Source organism: Arthrobacter sp. UYCu511 (assembly GCF_040547105.1).
Lineage (GTDB): Bacteria > Actinomycetota > Actinomycetes > Actinomycetales > Micrococcaceae > Specibacter > Specibacter psychrochitiniphilus.
Map to the genome: position 1 here is coordinate 337,469 of NZ_JBEPPB010000003.1, position 15,966 is coordinate 353,434.

General features: G+C 59.6%; 15 protein-coding genes. 8 read left to right on the forward strand and 7 right to left on the reverse strand.

The genetic code is table 11. The features are described from left to right. Positions 1-130: 130 nt before the first annotated feature. The 3 genes from exaC to ABIB48_RS07115 all read left to right on the forward strand — a co-directional run bounded on the left by exaC (position 131) and on the right by ABIB48_RS07115 (position 3,344). Positions 131-1,654: an acetaldehyde dehydrogenase ExaC gene (gene exaC, locus ABIB48_RS07105; RefSeq protein WP_110104535.1), complete on the forward strand. Its 1,524-nt coding sequence runs from the start codon at positions 131-133 to the stop codon at positions 1,652-1,654. A 179-nt stretch (positions 1,655-1,833) separates the two neighbouring features. Further along, positions 1,834-2,844, forward strand: a complete 1,011-nt coding sequence (adhP, locus tag ABIB48_RS07110) for an alcohol dehydrogenase AdhP (RefSeq protein WP_110104536.1) — start codon at positions 1,834-1,836, stop codon at positions 2,842-2,844. 86 nt (positions 2,845-2,930) lie between these two features. Next, positions 2,931-3,344 (forward strand): DUF779 domain-containing protein, encoded by a 414-nt coding sequence (locus tag ABIB48_RS07115; protein WP_110104537.1) that lies wholly within the window; start codon positions 2,931-2,933, stop codon positions 3,342-3,344. Positions 3,345-3,610: 266 nt separating this feature from the next. Here ABIB48_RS07115 and ABIB48_RS07120 read toward each other — a convergent pair whose 3' ends face one another. Next, on the reverse strand, positions 3,611-4,162 hold the full coding sequence (locus ABIB48_RS07120; protein WP_354212548.1) for a TetR/AcrR family transcriptional regulator: 552 nt from the start codon (positions 4,160-4,162) through the stop codon (positions 3,611-3,613). Then, the gene (locus tag ABIB48_RS07125) at positions 4,162-6,231 is read right to left on the reverse strand and encodes an MFS transporter (RefSeq protein WP_354212549.1); all 2,070 of its coding nucleotides are present in this window, start codon (positions 6,229-6,231) and stop codon (positions 4,162-4,164) included. The genes ABIB48_RS07120 and ABIB48_RS07125 overlap by 1 nt, the downstream gene beginning before the upstream one ends. Before the next feature lie 142 nt (positions 6,232-6,373). Here ABIB48_RS07125 and ABIB48_RS07130 point away from each other — a divergent pair, with 142 nt between their 5' ends. The 4 genes from ABIB48_RS07130 to ABIB48_RS07145 all read left to right on the forward strand — a co-directional run bounded on the left by ABIB48_RS07130 (position 6,374) and on the right by ABIB48_RS07145 (position 9,865). After that, positions 6,374-7,006: a Maf family protein gene (locus ABIB48_RS07130; protein WP_354212550.1), complete on the forward strand. Its 633-nt coding sequence runs from the start codon at positions 6,374-6,376 to the stop codon at positions 7,004-7,006. Between the two features lie 107 nt (positions 7,007-7,113). Then, a complete protein-coding gene (locus ABIB48_RS07135) occupies positions 7,114-7,557 on the forward strand; it encodes a hypothetical protein (RefSeq protein ID WP_354212551.1) in 444 nt (147 codons plus the stop codon). Beyond that, the gene (locus tag ABIB48_RS07140; protein ID WP_110104541.1) at positions 7,554-7,931 is read left to right on the forward strand and encodes a winged helix-turn-helix domain-containing protein; all 378 of its coding nucleotides are present in this window, start codon (positions 7,554-7,556) and stop codon (positions 7,929-7,931) included. Before ABIB48_RS07135 ends, ABIB48_RS07140 begins: the two co-directional genes overlap by 4 nt. 122 nt (positions 7,932-8,053) lie before the next feature. Then, positions 8,054-9,865 (forward strand): acetyl/propionyl/methylcrotonyl-CoA carboxylase subunit alpha, encoded by a 1,812-nt coding sequence (locus ABIB48_RS07145; RefSeq protein WP_354212552.1) that lies wholly within the window; start codon positions 8,054-8,056, stop codon positions 9,863-9,865. Between the two features lie 103 nt (positions 9,866-9,968). Here the strand turns inward: ABIB48_RS07145 and ABIB48_RS07150 are convergent, their stop codons facing one another. Beyond that, positions 9,969-10,835, reverse strand: coding sequence for a response regulator transcription factor (locus tag ABIB48_RS07150; protein WP_354212553.1), 867 nt, complete (start codon positions 10,833-10,835; stop codon positions 9,969-9,971). Between the two features lie 222 nt (positions 10,836-11,057). Between ABIB48_RS07150 and ABIB48_RS07155 the strand changes: the two genes are divergently transcribed. Beyond that, on the forward strand, positions 11,058-12,725 hold the full coding sequence (locus tag ABIB48_RS07155; protein WP_354212554.1) for a sensor histidine kinase: 1,668 nt from the start codon (positions 11,058-11,060) through the stop codon (positions 12,723-12,725). 3 nt (positions 12,726-12,728) lie between these two features. Here the strand turns inward: ABIB48_RS07155 and ABIB48_RS07160 are convergent, their stop codons facing one another. From ABIB48_RS07160 to ABIB48_RS07175, 4 genes are read right to left on the reverse strand one after another with little or no spacing between them, the layout of a single operon-like run. Then, complete coding sequence (locus ABIB48_RS07160; RefSeq protein WP_354212555.1) at positions 12,729-13,742, reverse strand: hypothetical protein; 1,014 nt, start codon at positions 13,740-13,742, stop codon at positions 12,729-12,731. Further along, entirely contained in the window at positions 13,739-14,608 is an 870-nt protein-coding gene (locus ABIB48_RS07165; RefSeq protein ID WP_354212556.1) for a hypothetical protein, read from the reverse strand. The genes ABIB48_RS07160 and ABIB48_RS07165 overlap by 4 nt, the downstream gene beginning before the upstream one ends. Then, positions 14,605-15,216, reverse strand: a complete 612-nt coding sequence (locus tag ABIB48_RS07170; RefSeq protein ID WP_315915559.1) for a signal peptidase I — start codon at positions 15,214-15,216, stop codon at positions 14,605-14,607. Before ABIB48_RS07170 ends, ABIB48_RS07165 begins: the two co-directional genes overlap by 4 nt. Positions 15,217-15,228: 12 nt before the next feature. Then, entirely contained in the window at positions 15,229-15,822 is a 594-nt protein-coding gene (locus ABIB48_RS07175; protein ID WP_354212557.1) for a hypothetical protein, read from the reverse strand. Positions 15,823-15,966: the final 144 nt, after the last annotated feature.

A 15,966-nucleotide genomic window follows, 5' to 3' on the forward strand; every position in this document is an offset into this window, starting at 1 on the left:
GTTCCATCCAGCTTTTTTACCAACCCCTCGCACCCGTGTGATCTAGCTCATGCAACGTAGTTGCAACGTGGCTCCCCGTACGCTTCTGGTCAAGGACACCGATGTCCCCCACCGCGAAGGAGTTTGCACCATGGCTGTTTATGCACAACCCGGTACCGAGGGTTCAGTAGTAACGTTCAAGGACCGCTATGAAAACTGGATCGGCGGGGAATGGGTTGCCCCCGTCAAGGGCGAATACTTCGAGAACATCACCCCCGTGACCGGCAAGGTCTTTTGTGAAGTGGCCCGCGGCACGGCCGAGGACATTGAGCTGGCTCTGGATGCAGCGCACAAGGTGGCACCAAGCTGGGGCGCCACCTCCGCCACGGAGCGGGCAGCCATCTTGAACAGGGTGGCTGACAGGATTGATGAGAATGTGGAACTGCTCGCCGTTGCAGAATCGTGGGATAACGGCAAGGCAGTGCGTGAAACCCTCAACGCTGACATCCCGCTGGCCGCCGATCACTTCCGCTACTTCGCCTCCGTGGTCCGCGCCCAAGAAGGCCGCCTGACCCAGATCGATGAGAACACCACCGCCTACCACTTCCACGAGCCGCTCGGTGTGGTGGGCCAGATCATCCCCTGGAACTTCCCCATCCTGATGGCCGTCTGGAAGCTGGCCCCGGCACTCGCTGCGGGCAACGCCGTGGTACTGAAACCGGCAGAACAAACCCCCGCCTCCATCCTGGTGTTGATGGAACTGCTCGCAGACATCCTGCCCGCCGGCGTCATCAACGTAGTCAATGGCTTCGGGGTGGAAGCCGGCAAGCCGCTGGCCTCCTCCAAGCGCATCCGTAAGATCGCGTTCACGGGTGAGACCACCACGGGCAGGCTCGTCAGCCAGTACGCCAGCCAGAACCTGATCCCTGTCACGCTGGAGCTGGGCGGCAAGAGCCCCAACATCTTCTTCGATGACGTCATGGAGAAGGATGACGCCTTCTACGACAAGACACTTGAAGGTTTCACCATGTACGCCTTCAACCAGGGCGAAGTCTGCACCTGCCCCTCGCGCGCACTGGTCCAGAGCTCCATGTATGAGGCCTTCATGGCCGACGCCGTAGCCCGCACCGAAGCCATCATCCAGGGCAACCCCTTGGACACGGACACCCAGATCGGCGCGCAGGCTTCCAATGACCAGATGGAGAAAATCCTCTCCTACATGGACATCGGCAAGCAGGAAGGCGCCAAGGTCCTCACCGGCGGCGAGCGCAACATCCTGCCAGGGGACCTTGCCGGCGGCTACTACGTCAAGCCCACCATCTTTGAGGGCACCAATGACATGCGCATCTTCCAGGAGGAGATCTTTGGCCCAGTGCTGGCGGTGACCAGCTTTGATGACTATGCCGACGCCCTGCACATTGCCAACGACACCCTCTATGGTCTGGGCGCTGGCGTCTGGTCCCGCAACGGCAATGTTGCCTACCGTGCCGGCCGGGAGATCCAGGCCGGGCGCGTGTGGGTCAACAACTACCACGCGTACCCTGCCGGTGCCGCGTTTGGCGGGTACAAGTCCTCCGGTATAGGACGTGAGAACCACGCCATGATGCTCGATCACTACCAACAGACCAAGAACCTGCTGGTCAGCTACAGCGAAGACAAGCTCGGCTTCTTCTAACCCTCCCCGCACGCTATCCCAGCAATGGCGTGTTTCCTAGGAACGCTATCGCTGTAATGGTTGGTTTTTTGGGATCCCTATCCCAGCAATGCCAAGCACGACGCCGGGCACCTCCCGCAGGTGCCCGGCGCACCCAGCCACCATGCCCCACCCACAGAAAAGAGATCCTCATGTCTACGATGCAAGCAGCAGTTGTCACCGAATTTGGCGCACCTCTGCGTATTGAGCAGTACCCTCTTCCCACTCCCGGCCCGGGGCAGGCACTGGTCAAGCTGATCGCCACCGGCGTCTGCCACACCGACCTCCACGCGGCTGAGGGAGACTGGCCCGTACAGCCCAGCCCGCCTTTTGTCCCCGGCCACGAGGGTGTGGGCGATGTTGTGGCAATTGGTGAGGGTGTCACCTCCCTCGCGGTGGGTGACCGGGTGGGCAATGCCTGGCTGTGGACGGCATGCGGGGATTGTGAATACTGCCGCACAGGGTGGGAGACCCTGTGCGAATCACAGGAAAACGGCGGCTACAGTGTGGACGGCTCGTTTGGCGAGTACATGCTGGTTGATGCTGACTTTGCGCCCCGCATTCCCGACGGACTTGACCCTGTGGAGATCGCTCCAGTGCTGTGTGCCGGCGTCACCGTGTACAAAGGCCTGAAGATGACCGAGGCCCGTCCTGGCCAGTGGGTTGTCATCTCAGGAATTGGCGGGCTCGGGCACATTGCGGTCCAGTACGCCGTAGCCATGGGGCTGCGCGTGGCCGCCGTGGACATTGCCGAGGACAAGCTCGCCCTGGCCCGCAAACACGGTGCCGAAATCACCGTCAACGCCGCCAACGAGGATCCGGTTGCGGCCATTCAGCGCGAAACCGGAGGCGTTCACGGCGTGCTGGTGACCGCAGTTCACCCGGCGGCATTTGGCCAAGCGATCGGCATGACCCGCCGCGGCGGCACCATCGTCTTCAACGGCCTTCCCCCGGGTGACTTCCCGGCACCCATCTTCGAGGTGGTACTCAAGGGTCTAACGATCCGCGGGTCCATTGTTGGCACTCGCCAGGACATGGAAGAAGCAATCGACTTCTACGCCCGCGGCCTGATCCACCCCACAGTCGCCACCCGGAGCTTGGGAGAAATCAACGAGGTCCTCGAGGAAATGCGTGCGGGAAAGATTGACGGCCGCGTGGTCATCAAGTACTAAAAAATATCCTGGTTCCGGGCCGCTGCTCCCATTGCGTCCCGGCACCAGGATCCACCCCTCATCCCCTTCAGCGCAGGAGCATTTCCATGGACGCCACACCCGAAACCTTGGCTGCCGCCATCACCATCGACGGCGAGAGAGCCTCACGCGTGGCCATGTCCGGCACCGCCGTGGAACTGCTGCAAAAACTGTGGCTGAAGCACGGCCCCTTGATGTTCCATCAATCCGGTGGCTGCTGCGATGGCTCCTCCCCCATGTGTTACCCGGCAGGTGAGTTCATCACGGCTGAGGCTGACATTTTACTGGGACTCTTTGAGGTGCCCGGCTGTGGGCCACTTGAATTTTGGATGTCCAAGGAACAATTCAACTACTGGTCACACACTCATCTGAGCATTGATGTGGTGGCCGGGCGTGGCAGCGGCTTCTCCGTGGAAGCCCCTGAAGGCAAACGATTCTTGATTCGCTCCCGCCTCGTGGACGGTTTCCGTCCCGCCAGCTGAACGGGCGACGGCGGCTGAACTGGCGACGGCGGCAGCTACTTCCGCCGGTTCCGGCTTTGCCGGCTCTTTTGCACAATGACTGCTACTACTGCCACCATGATGGCTCCTGCCATGGCGATTTCCATCTACGCCCCCTGTTTCCTTGTTGTGAAGCCTCGCGGCACCTGGATCCCTGCGGTGTCCATCCTCCAGCTTAGGTGAGTTGCTCCGGCGCTGTGGTTCCCCTCCGTGAACACTTCCATACTCGGGAGGGGGTTGGGCAGGTTTTAGGGCAGGGCGGGATCGTCAATGATGCCCTGTACAAGGGCGCCATATTGCTGGATGAGCACTTCATCGGCCATTTCATCCGGGTGCAGGAGCCCCAAGACCCGGATTCCGGCCCCCAACCCCATGACAATGCAGACCACTAATTGGGACTTATAGCGGGTGGGTGAGGTATCCCCGATCCGTTGCGCAATCCAGCGGACATACCGTTCACGTAAATCGCGCTGACCGGCTTCATGATCCGGGGCGTCCTGGACTAAGAGAGCCACCATGGCCCAAGGCTCGGACTCTTCAGTCTGGCGCCGCAACAAGATCCGCCGCACCAGGGAAAAACCCAACGGCTCCTCTAGACCCGGTTGTAAATCTGAACTCGGCACCTGGGGGGCGGCCGCCGCATAGAGTTTGGCCTTGCTCCCCATCACTTTCATCACCATGGCAGGGGAATATCCTGCGAGCGCCGCAACATCTTTAACCGTGACGGCGGAGTAGCCCCGTTGGCCGAAGAGCTTTCTGGCAGCTTCGATGATGGCCTCGCGTGTACTGGGACGGCCCATCAGGGACGCACCGAGGCATTTCCTGACAGTAAGGCGGGCGGCTTACCGGCGGCCGGCAGGCACAAATCAATAGTTGCTGAGCGTGCTGTGAGCAGCACGGACAGTGACGTGCTGGTCTGCACTTGGGGGTCCAGTCCGGTCAGAATATAGCGGCCAACCGGTGGCAGCGGAACCTCGTAGAGGCCTTCATCGTTACTGAACGTGGACATCACAAACTCCCCTGTGGTCTTGGTCAATGTCACCATGGCACCTGCCAGTGGCACAGCACCATCGCTCACCCTACCGGAGAGCATCAGCCGGTGCGCTAAGTGAATGTCATGCCAGCTGGTTGGATCTGCAAACTCCAAAACCTGCGAACTCGGAGTCCAGCCATCAGCGCTGGAAACCAGCAGATAGCGGCCGGAATCGGGCAGGATCAAGGAATAGCGCCCTTCATTGTCCGCACGGCTCCAATCCGCAGGTTCCCCGTTAGTGTGCAGCGCATTGACCACGGCCTGCTTGATCGGCCTCAAATGCGGGCCGGTGACGGTGCCGTTGACAAGAATTTCGTTCTCAGTGGCGGGCTCAGTGACGCGCTCGGTGACGGGTTTACTACTGACGGCCCTGGGATCCGGCGCGTATATCCCGCTCACGGTACCCGGTGTCATTCCCGGGGCGGTCTGGACACGCGGAATGAACACGGCCACGGCAATGGAGAGCAAGGCGGCGATGGCCGCATACCAGAACACTGTCTTGAAGGCGTCCTCGGTGGGCAGCGCCAAGGGGCCCACATGAACCACCGCTGAGGTCAACACAACACCGACGACGGCGGACATGGTGGAAGTACCCACGGCGCGCAGTAGGGAGTTCAAACCGTTGGCGGACGCCGTCTCGGTGATGGGTACCGAGCGCATGATCAAGGTTGGCATCGCGGCGTAGGCAATGGCCGTTCCCATGCTGACGAACGTGGCGCCCAGAACCACCATCCACACTTCCCCTGTGAGGAACACCCGTGCCACATAGGAAACTGCCAGCACCAGGCCACCCACTATGAGGGTGATTTTGGCTCCGTAGCGTTTGGTGATGAGCGCGGAGATGGGTGCCAGGGCCACCATGGCAAGCCCGGAGGGCACCATGCACAGGCCTGCAATAACAATGCTGAGCCCAAAACCATAGCCGCCAACATTGGGCAGTTGGAGTTGCTGGGTAGTGCTGAGCATGTTCGCATACATGGAGAAGCCCACCAGGATGGAGGCGATGTTGGTCAGCAGGACTGGTTTCCGTGCGGAGGTGCGCAAATCCACCATGGGCTGGCCGACCTTGAGCTCATACGGGAACCAGAAGGCGAGGAGGACGGCCGTTCCCAAGAACAGCAGAATCACCGGCTCGCTGCTCCATCCCCAATGCCCACCCTTGGAGATGGCGAGCAGCAATGATGTCAGTGCGGCCGTGAGCAAGAGAGCACCGACGGCGTCGAACTTTCCTTTGGTGCGTAGGGAAGATTCCGGCACCACCATGATGACGGCGATGATCAGCAATACGCCCACCACGGCAGAAACCCAGAAAATTGCCTGCCAGCCAAAGGATTGGTAGATCAGCCCGGCCAGCGGCAGGCCCAACGCACTACCAATACCCAAGGTAGCGCTCATCAACGCCACCGCGGAGGCCACCTTTTCGCGTGGGAGCTCATCACGCATGATGCTGATGCCTACGGGGATCAAGGAAGCGGCGAGCCCTTGGAACGCGCGGCCCACCAACAGTGTGAGCAGGCTACCGCCCGCGGCTGCAATGACAGAGCCAATCACCATGGTGATCATGGCGATCACCATCATGCGGCGCTTGCCGTACATATCCGCCAGACGGGAAATGATGGGCGTGGCAATGGCGCTTGTCAGCAACGTGATGGTGACCAGCCAGGAGGTGTTTTCCGGGGAGGTGTTCAAGATTCGAGGGAAGTCCGGCAGCAGCGGCACCACCATGGTCTGCTGCAGCGCCACCACGGTACCCGCCAGGCACAAGATGGTGATGACAAGGGAGGTGCGCTTTGGCTTGGCGGTTCTCTGGTTCCCTTGAGGGACTCGCAATTGCACTGGCAGGTACTTCCTCTTGCGTTGAAAATGAATACGGTGAACGCTCGTTCACTCCTTTAGTGAATCACCGTTCACCACCTCACGTCAAGATCTTTCTGCCCCAAAAGTTAGCAAAGAGAGGAACCCCACTTAGGCTGGGAGCATGACATTGCAGCTGATCCTCGCCTCCGCTTCTGCCGCCCGCACCAAACTGCTCACCGACGCCGGCATTACCCACACCGTCCAGGTTTCTGACACCGATGAGGATGCGTTGACTGCCGCCGCCGGCCCCATCACCCCCGCGGAGACCGCACTCCTACTGGCCCGGGCCAAGGCCGAATCCGTCGCTGCCACCGCCCCGTCCGGGTCACTGGTGATTGGCTGCGATTCCGTCTTTGAGCTCGACGGCGTCCCGTACGGCAAACCCTGGCAGCCCACAGTTGCCCGGGAACGTTGGCAGTTGATGCGCGGGCGCTCGGGAGTTCTCCACACCGGACATTGGCTCATTTCTTTAGGCAACACCGCCACGGACTGCACCGAAACTCCCGTTGGATACGGAGAGCTCACCAGCGCTGCGGTCACCTTTGAAGACGTCTCCGATGCTGAAATTGACGCCTATGTTGCCACTGGCGAGCCCTTGCACGTTGCGGGCGCGTTCACCATCGATGGCCTGGCAGGCGCGTTCATCACCAGCGTGGAGGGCGATCCCCACACGGTGGTGGGGCTGTCGATTTCAACGCTGCGCCGCCTGTTGGCCAAACATGGAGTAGCCATTACGGATTTCTGGGGCAGCTAGGTCCGCGCCCGCAGGCCCCATGAGCCTAAGAAACCACTTGACGGGGAAGAAAGTACTTTCGTATAGTTGAGCCAGAAGCAAGGCTCATGAATATGAAAGGGACGCTCATGTCAGCCCAGAACAGCTCCCCCTCCGCCGAGGAAGCCCGCGAACTTCTCGCCCGGGCCGAAGGAATCGGCACCACTGCCACGAACGCAGCAGGCTGGCCCGCCGCCATGGTTTTCAACTCTCTGGCAATTCTTGGCTCCATGCTCATGATTGGCCTGCACATAGTGGCCCACACAGGCTATGGCGCACCTTTACTTGCTGTGACAGTGGGCATCTGGGCTGCCATCAACGCCACCACCTGGCCACTCATGCAGCGCACCACAAAAACAGGCTTTAGTAGGCGATTCCTGACATCGATGTTCGGATACATGGGCCTCTACGTCATCGCACTGCTGGTGGGCGTCTTCGTCTTCCCGCACGGCAGCCTCGCCTACTACATTCCGGCCGCCGCTGCCTTAGCCGCACTTGGCCTGGCCGCCGCATTCAGGGAGCTGCGGGCATGAACGGGTCACCGGCACAAAAGGCAGGTGGCCAGAAGGCAAGTAAGCAGGAAGCGGGAAGCGTGCCAGCACATGAAGAAGCCCCACTTCATCCCCGCCATGAGCTCAGCGAGGTCCTACACCAGCCTGTCAGGTTTTCCATTGCCGCGGCCCTGTCCAGGACAGAGACCATGGACTTCAAGGACCTACGCAACACCATCCAAGTTAGCGATTCGGTCCTGAGCAAGCAGCTCTCCGCATTGGAGAAGGCCGGATTTGTGGAGATCAAGAAGGCGTTCGTGGGCAAGTTTCCACGCACATCAGTGAAACTCACAGCAGCAGGAACGCAGGCGTGGGAACACCACCTGGCTACGCTGCGCCTTATTGCCGGAGAGTAACCAAGGCAATAATTGTAGGAATCCCACAAAAGAAGTCGCGCCCACACGCATAAAGGGCATGATGTGTGAGGAAAATCCACATATGCACGCTAGGCTCTCTTGAGAATAGAAGGAGTCCGTCAGTGAGCATTTCACCATCTGCCCCGGCAAAAAAGCTGAGCAAAGTACTGATCGCCAATCGCGGCGAAATTGCCGTCCGCATCATCCGGGCGGCCCGCGATGAAGGCATCGCTTCCGTTGCCGTCTACGCCGAACCGGACAGGGAAGCACTGCACGTGCGGATGGCTGACGAGGCGTTTGCCCTGGGCGGCACCACCGCAGCGGACTCCTACCTGGTGATGGAGAAGATCATCGACGCCGCACGCCGCTCGGGAGCCGACTCCGTGCACCCCGGTTACGGCTTCCTGGCCGAAAATGCCGAGTTCGCCCAGCTGGTCATTGACGCAGGCATGACTTGGATTGGCCCCTCCCCCGAGGCCATCGCTGCCCTGGGAGATAAGGTCCAGGCCCGCCACATCGCCGAAAAAGTGGGCGCCCCGCTGGTTCCTGGCACCAAGAACCCGGTGCAATCCACCCAGGAAGTTCTGGACTTCGCCGACGAATTTGGCCTTCCCCTGGCCATCAAAGCAGCCTTTGGCGGTGGCGGCCGAGGTATCAAAGTGGTCCGCACCCGTGAGGAAATACCCGAACTGTACGAATCAGCCGTCCGCGAGGCTGTGGCAGCCTTTGGACGTGGCGAGTGCTTTGTAGAACGCTTCATGGACTCCCCGCGCCACGTGGAAACCCAATGTCTGGCAGATGCTGCAGGCAATGTGGTGGTAATTTCAACACGCGATTGCTCACTGCAGCGCCGCAACCAGAAGCTTGTTGAAGAAGCCCCGGCACCGTTCCTCACCGAGGAGCAGAACAAGCGCCTCTACGAATCCTCCAAGGCCATCTTGAAGGAAGCCAAGTACCTAGGCGCCGGCACCTGCGAGTTCCTGGTTGCCACCGACGGCACCATCTCCTTCCTGGAGGTCAACACGCGCCTGCAGGTGGAGCACACTGTCTCCGAAGAGGTCACCGGCATTGACCTGGTCCGTGAACAGTTCCGCCTGGCTTGCGGTGAGCTACTCGGCTACGGGGACCCCGAAATCCGTGGCCACTCCATCGAATTCCGCATCAACGGCGAGGACCCGGGCCGGGGCTTCATGCCCGCACCGGGCACCGTCACCACCATGGAGCTGCCTACCGGCCCCGGCGTCCGCGTCGATTCCGGGATCACCGCCGGCGAGATCATTGGTGGGAACTTCGATTCCATGCTCGCCAAGCTCATCGTCACCGGCGCCACCCGCGAACAAGCCCTGCAACGCTCCAGCCGCGCGTTGGCGGAAATGCAGATCGGCGGCCTACCCACAGTGCTGCCCTTCCACCGTGCTGTGGTGGTGGACCCGGCGTTCGCCCCCACCGACGGCTCCGCGTTCACCACGCACACCCGTTGGATCGAGACCGAGTTCAACAACACCATCCCGGCCTTTGACTTAGCAGGTGCCGCCGGTTCCGCGGACGGTTCCGCGGACGGCTCCGGCACGCGCCAAAGCGTCACCGTTGAGGTGGGTGGCAAACGGCTTGAGGTGACGCTGCCTGCCTCGTTCCAGGTGGCCAATGGAACAAGTAACGGCGGGAAGAAGGCAAAGAAAGCCGGACGCAACCGCACCTCCGGCCCGGCGGCTGCCAACGGCAACGCTCTGACCTCCCCCATGCAGGGAACCATTGTGAAGGTGGCCGTGGCCGACGGCGATGTGGTGGCCGAGGGCGATCTGATCGTGGTTCTGGAGGCCATGAAGATGGAGCAGCCCCTCACAGCTCACCGCGCCGGAACCGTCACGGGCCTCAGCGCAGCAGCAGGAGACACAGTCTCGGCCGGTGCAGTGCTGGCAACCATCGAGGACTAGTCCCCACCCGCCCACAGCCAACAGCTCAAACGAACAAAAGGCCTCGATGGGCTTGACCAACATTGGTCAAGCCCATCGAGGCCCTTTTGTCAGAGAACCTGCTCTAGTGAACTAGCTTGTAGCCCACACCTCGAACTGTCTTGATCCACCGAGGATCCCGGGGGTTATCACCTAATTTTCGGCGCAAATTTGCAACATGAACCTCAATGGTGCGCTCGTCAGCATCGCTGATGTAAGTTCCCGCATCGTATTCTTCACCGCGGAGCCAGCGGACCAGATCCGATTTAGTGCGTACCGCCCGCCCACTGTCCACAATGGCGCGGAGCAGATCAAACTCGGTGCGTGTCAGCTCAAGTTCCGTCCCGTCCACTTCCGCCGTACGGTCCCTACTATTGAGCACCAGTCCGTTCACAGAGAGAGCGGCCGTGGATACTGGGGCGGTTTCCATCGCGTTCACCGGTAGCACAGCGTTCACCGGTAGCACAGCGCTCACAGGCTGCGCTGCGTTGACAGGTGCAGGCTGTGATTGCGGCATTTTCATTTGAGCCAGCACCGGGACATTCTCTACGGCGGCAGCGGCCACCGGCGCCTCGCCTGCGGAGCGCGGGCGTCGCATCATGGCACTAATTCTGGCCCGTAGTTCACGGGGCCTAAACGGTTTTGTCAGGTAATCATCGGCGCCGGTTTCCAAGCCCATCAACGTGTCCATTTCATCGGCACGCCCCGTGAGCATGATGATGTAAGCATCGCTGAAGAGGCGGATTCGCCGGGCTACTTCAAACCCGTCAATGTCTGGTAAGCCCAGATCCAGCGTCACAATTGCAGGCTTCTTATCCCGAACCAGCCGCACGCCATCAGCTCCGTTGCTGGCTGCATGAACCTCAAAACCTGACTGACCCAGAATGACGCTGATCAGTTCCCGAATGTCCTGGTCATCTTCTACAATTACAGCCACACGTGGACTGTCCATTTTTCCCCTACCACATCACTTTGAGAACTAGAACATGACGCCACAGATGGCGTCCTGCGAGCCCACAGACCCGTTTATACATCAAGTATGACATCATCTTAAGCTGTGACACTTTGGTTCTTCCCGTTCCGGACAGCAATTGCATGAGAGCGCCGCCACATTGGTCCGGAGCAACTCTCACCTCTACACGGGAAGTGATAAAAAAATTTAGCGGAAGTAATTGTGCCTGACACCCACCCGAATCAGCTCCTTGGCAATCTCTTCTACCGGCGAACCCTGCGTGGGCGGGTGATCTTTGCCCAGCTCCCGTTCTTTCTCACGGTAGCCTTGGCCGGCATTTTGATTGCCGCTCTATACCCGGGCCTCTGGGGCAACCCACGTCTGCTGATCGGCTTGACTATCAACGCTCTCCTGGCGGTAGCTTGTTTCGTAGTCCCGTGGGATAAACTGCATCCGTCCTCCATTGTGGTAATTCCCTACCTCGATTTCATCGTGGTGGCATTCTTCCGTGAAGGCAGCCAGACACTGCTTTCGTCAGCCGGACTACTAGGATTGTTTCCAGTTTTTTGGCTATGCGCTTCTGGAATTGCCCCTAAAACGGCCGTAGTTTCCAGTACCGTAGCAAGCTTGTCAATTGTCTGGGTTTCGGTCTTCATCTCCGGAAACGTCACTGCTGTGGCCTTGGCTAAACCGCTGCTTTTCCCCCTCATAATTTTGCTCTTCGCCATCACTGTGGTTGTCATAACCTCCAACATGGAGCACCAGCGCAACACCCTTCTGATCAGGGACAAGCAACTCCGGGAAGCACTGGCGGAGAGCCAGCACCGCGAGCGTCTTATGGAGACTGTGGTGGACACGGTGGGCGTGGGCGTACTGGTGGTGGATGCTGACGGCAATGATCAGCTGATGAACGCAGCGCAACGGCACATCCACTCCTTGGGCAGCCCTGTGGACAATGCCGATCCTAATGAGAGTGAGCTTCTGGTCTTTAGCCCGGACCGAGAACCGCTGGCGCCAGAATCACGCCCTGTGCGCCGTGCCATCAATGGAGAAACGTTCACCAACTTCCAGATCTGGATCGGCACTGGTGAAGAGGCCCGGGCACTGTCCACCACGGCGCGCATGATCCGCCACGGCGATGGAGCCAGCGAAGGTTCCGTTATTGCTTTCCACGATGTCACTGACATGGTCAAGGCGATGAACGCCAAGAATGACTTCGTGGCCAATGTTTCCCATGAATTCCGCACTCCGCTGACGGCCATCCAGTCATACATTTCCTTAGTCCTTGAAGAACCGGACATGGACCCACAGGATGTAGCCCGCTTCTTGGGCATTGCCGAAAGAAATGCTGACCGTCTTAGCGGACTGGTGGCAGATTTGCTCACCAACTCAGCGATCACTGTGGAGCGCGCACCGGCCAACGTCGCCCAGCTGCTCTCAGATTGCCTTGCCTCTGCTGCACCATCCGCCGCGGCCAATAATGTGATCTTGGAGCAGCAATGCCAGGAACCGCTGGTGGCATTTCTCGACGGCGTACGGATCAGTCAGGTGCTAGATAATTTGGTCTCGAACGCCATCAAGTATTCACCCCATGGTGGCACCCTTACGGTGAAGGTGTGGACGTATGGCACTGACTTGCACTGCGAGGTCAGTGATCAGGGGTTGGGTATGAGCGAGTCGGAGCAAGCGAGCCTGTTCCAAAAGTTCTACCGCGCAGGCACCGCTGTGGAACGTGGCATCCCCGGGATAGGCCTGGGTTTGACGATCTCTAAGACCATCATTGAAACGCATGGCGGCACCTTGTCCGTTCTGAGTCACCTAGGAAAAGGGACCACCATGAAGATTGTCATCCCTGCGTGCGTGCTGGGCGCACACTTCGTGAGCGTTTAGCACTCACCAAACGCTGAAATTGTATTGCCCGTACTGCACCGTCTTATAGACAGGGTCTCCAGCTTGGCTGCCATTCATGGGCAGGATTCGCAAGGAGTACTGACCAAAGAAGGCGGCGTTGGAGACACTAGTTCCGGCCTGGTTATAGGACCGCGGGGGGAAAATCAGTGTTGCTCCAAGGTTCGAGGTAGTAAATTCCGTACCGTACTTGGGAGTAGAGCCGGAGAGCACAAGAGTCACCACATAGCTGGTAGCTTCACTGGGTGTCCAGCTGAGTTTCAGAACATTGTCATTGGGCCGGGAGGCTGGGGGCTCCGATCTGAGAACCAAAGCGCCCAAAGGCGGCTGAATGTTGGCGGCACCGTAGTCGCAACCAAAATTGTTTTTCCCGAAGTAGCGCATGGTTCTATAGCTCGGATCCCCCACAGCCCCCGTTGCGGTATTGACCGGCTGGATACGCAGCAAGTAGATGCCGTAGGAGGAGTTGGTGTTTCCCAGTGTAAAAATAGCGTTTTTGGCCGTGACAGTTTGGGTCTGTAGGAAAACTGTCTGAGAAGTCTGGGACTTCAGCGTCACCATATAGCTGATATTGCTGGTTCGTTTCCCTTCCCAGCTAACATCCACACGTCCCGAACTTCCGGAGCTCTCACAACTCATGGTGCCGGCATCAACCATTGCCGGCAATGTCCTGATGGCAGGGTTGACCACAATGGTCCCGGTGCCATCATCTACCGCTGGCGGCTGGCTGGGTGCGGAGGGCAAAGCCGAGGGCGTGGGAGAGACTGAAGGAACGGCCGACGGCGTGGGAGACGGAGCGGGCGCCGCACCAGCGGTGATGTCAATGGTGGCCGTGGCGCTTTGGTTCCAGTTTGCTACCGCAATGCCGCCCGCTCCCAGACCCAGAGTCAGGACAAAGGCAACGCCGGCAACCCTCATTCCGGGCAGCTTAGACACGCGCCGGTTCTTCTCATCCGGACCACTGGCTTGGCCAAGAACATCTAGCTGATGGGGGTTCATTGAGTTCTTCTTTTCCTTCTTTGCCTTCTCAGTGAAATCACCACGTACGTACCTGCACTAAGGATTACCAGCCACGGCCAAGGGCTGCGGCTGGTAGTGACAACATTACTTTGTCCCCATTGCGCTAGCTCCCACAGGGGCCCCAGGTCCGCTTCCTCCTGAATGAAAAGTTGAGTGGTACCCGCGGCGGCGTTAGCGCTGTCCCCGGGGCGTCCGCTGACCGGGACCCTGCCTATGGAAGCCCCGGCGCCGAGGGCTTCCTCTTGCGTTGCGCAGGCAGATACAGCTTGTCCCCCGCCCGGCTCCTGCAAAAGGAAAATGGCATCAAGGAGGCTCTCTTGGTGACGGGTGGAATTCGGCGCGTTGATGTTCAACGCCAGGCTGAGCTCAATACGCAGGGATTCACCACTGGCAATTTTCCAGCCTTCAATTATGGTGGTGCAGGCTCCGGATCTGGCAGGAACAGCTGCGCTGGAGATCCAACGGTGCGAACGTGCCTCGAGTTGCAAATAGCTGGCTATGGCAGAATCTTTTCCCGAGCCCGTATTAGCTACCGCGAGAGCAAAATTGTTGGCCTGGCTGCTGGTATTGCGAACCCAAATAACACCGGTTCGTGATTCGCCAGGGACATAGCCTCTGTGCGGTTCAAGCACTGTGAGGGACTTTTCCGTCCTGTAATGGATGCCGTCACCGCTAAGCTCCAGCAGTGGCTCAGGCCTATTAGCAACCTGAGCAGGTGCAGTCAGTGCTGGAGCGGCCTGAGCTGGTGCAGCTACGGACAAAGCAACCATCACCACCACGGCGGCTGTCCGAATCCCGCGCCGCACCAGCAAGCCGGTGAAGACGCGCGTCTTGGCTCCCGTCACTGGCTGTGCCTGGGGTTACGCCCGGACCGCTTCTTTTCGAGAGCCCCGCGAACCATGCTCAGCGCCCCGAAACCAATGAATGCTGCAGCGAGAATGGGGATAATGCTGTCCCGTTCTTGGCCCACACTGTTGGCGATGAAACCCACCACCGGAATGGCGTAGAACAGCTTGCCCTTGACCTGAACTCCCAGGACTGGGTTGGGGTCCGGAAGAGAATTGTTATCGCCTTGGGTTCGAACCTCGCGTTCACCGGACTGGCTAGCTCCAATGGAGATGATGCGGTGTGAGATGACCCCGGGCTTGCCTGATTCAATCTGGTAGGTGATGACATCACCTACCCGCAACGCCTCAAACGGCGTGGGCTTGACTACCAGAAAGGTTCCGGGAGCATATTTCGGGGCCATGGAACTGGTCAGCACTGAGTAGGTCTGTGATCCTGTGGCCAGGGGAATGACAATCATTGCTAGGGCGGCCATGGCCACGGTCAGCAGCAGCACGTAGCTCAGTGCCTGGCCCAGGAGGGGTAGCACGCCGCGACGGCCTTGTTCTGCGGCAGCCGCGTCATTACGGGGCGCAAGATCAATGGCAGAGTGGCTGATGACAGACATGGCGAGTCCCTTTTAGAGTTGGTTGACGAGGATCGGGATGGTGACCTGGGCGCTTTGCCCACTCAGGGAAGCGGGCATGGTGGCGGCAAGGCTGACTTGGAAACAGAACACTCCGGAACCATTTTTGATGATGTCAACTATTGGTGTTTCGGAGTCTTGGACCCCGTCATAAAGTGTTGCTTGGCGGCACTGGGACAGTGAACTCGCGGTAGCGGTTTTGACGCTCAGATACGGTGCCAAGGATGATCCAGCGGTGTTGCCAATGGTGGGAGTGGAGGTACTGGCCCGGACGGTAAAAACTCCGCCGGCATCAGTAATATTTTTCACTTCTACCCCCGCATAGCTACTCTGCCCCGGGATGATGACGCCCATGGCGGTACTGCTCAGTGAAAGCGTTGCTGCGGTGCCGTTGGGCAACGTCATGTCAGTAACTTTACTGGTGTTGGTATCAGTCAAGCTGATCCTGAAATCGGCGGCCTGCACAGTACCGGCGTTGGAGCTAACCGCCTTGTTCCACAGTGCATAGCTCCCCTGGACGGTGAACATTGCCAGCATGACAGCAATCAGCACAAGGCCGGTTACTTTCAATGCGTTGATGCTCTTCATGGCTGCTTCCATCGGCAGGGGTTGGTGGTGGGGGGGGGGGGGGGGCCCCCCCCCCCCCCCCGGGGGGGGGGGGGGGGGTTGTTGGTGGGTTTGGCGGGGGGGGGGGGGGCGGCCCCGCTGCACCAACCCCGCGGGGGGACTGAG

Excerpts from the sequence above, each read along its gene's own strand:
- adhP (WP_110104536.1), top strand. The coding sequence starts at position 1,834 with ATGCAAGCAGCAGTTGTCACCGAATTTGGCGCACCTCTGCGTATTGAG.
- ABIB48_RS07130 (WP_354212550.1), top strand. The coding sequence starts at position 6,374 with ATGACATTGCAGCTGATCCTCGCCTCCGCTTCTGCCGCCCGCACCAAA.
- ABIB48_RS07140 (WP_110104541.1), top strand. The coding sequence starts at position 7,554 with ATGAACGGGTCACCGGCACAAAAGGCAGGTGGCCAGAAGGCAAGTAAG.
- exaC (WP_110104535.1), top strand. The coding sequence starts at position 131 with ATGGCTGTTTATGCACAACCCGGTACCGAGGGTTCAGTAGTAACGTTC.
- ABIB48_RS07160 (WP_354212555.1), bottom strand. The coding sequence starts at position 13,742 with ATGAACCCCCATCAGCTAGATGTTCTTGGCCAAGCCAGTGGTCCGGAT.
- ABIB48_RS07120 (WP_354212548.1), bottom strand. The coding sequence starts at position 4,162 with ATGGGCCGTCCCAGTACACGCGAGGCCATCATCGAAGCTGCCAGAAAG.
- ABIB48_RS07135 (WP_354212551.1), top strand. The coding sequence starts at position 7,114 with ATGTCAGCCCAGAACAGCTCCCCCTCCGCCGAGGAAGCCCGCGAACTT.
- ABIB48_RS07150 (WP_354212553.1), bottom strand. The coding sequence starts at position 10,835 with ATGGACAGTCCACGTGTGGCTGTAATTGTAGAAGATGACCAGGACATT.
- ABIB48_RS07175 (WP_354212557.1), bottom strand. The coding sequence starts at position 15,822 with ATGAAGAGCATCAACGCATTGAAAGTAACCGGCCTTGTGCTGATTGCT.
- ABIB48_RS07115 (WP_110104537.1), top strand. The coding sequence starts at position 2,931 with ATGGACGCCACACCCGAAACCTTGGCTGCCGCCATCACCATCGACGGC.
- ABIB48_RS07170 (WP_315915559.1), bottom strand. The coding sequence starts at position 15,216 with ATGTCTGTCATCAGCCACTCTGCCATTGATCTTGCGCCCCGTAATGAC.